Origin of the sequence: Rothia sp. HMSC072B04 (genome assembly GCF_001813725.1) — a bacterium.
GTDB lineage: Bacteria > Actinomycetota > Actinomycetes > Actinomycetales > Micrococcaceae > Rothia > Rothia mucilaginosa.
Window position 1 is genome coordinate 2132 of sequence record NZ_KV813810.1, and the last position, 345, is coordinate 2476.

Here is a 345-nt window from a genome sequence, read left to right on the forward strand (position 1 = left end):
GTACAGGGGGTCGGTGGCACGCCCGCGCCGATGGTGGAGTTCTTGCTGGATGCGCCTGCGGCACTCATCGAGAGCATCACCGGCCAGGCGCACGACATAGAAGGGATCCATGACCGCCCTCGCGCCGGGGAGTTCTTCAGCGGCTGCGCTTTTGAACCCGGTGAATCCATCCATCGCGACGATCTCAATGCGTTCGCGCCAGGTGTGGGGCTGGGAGACCAGCCAGGTTTTGAAGACCTGCTTGGAGCGGCCCGGGATCATGTCCAGAGCCGGGAGGGACCGCGACGGTCTCGTACGGGAGTGACGTCCAAGATGACGGTGACGTATTTGTCTCCGTAGGGGGTG

1 pseudogene is annotated in these 345 nt (G+C 63.8%); it reads right to left on the minus strand.

From position 1 onward, the window contains the following. Positions 1 to 345 (minus strand): annotated as a pseudogene (locus HMPREF2928_RS08995) (transposase); the annotation flags it as partial.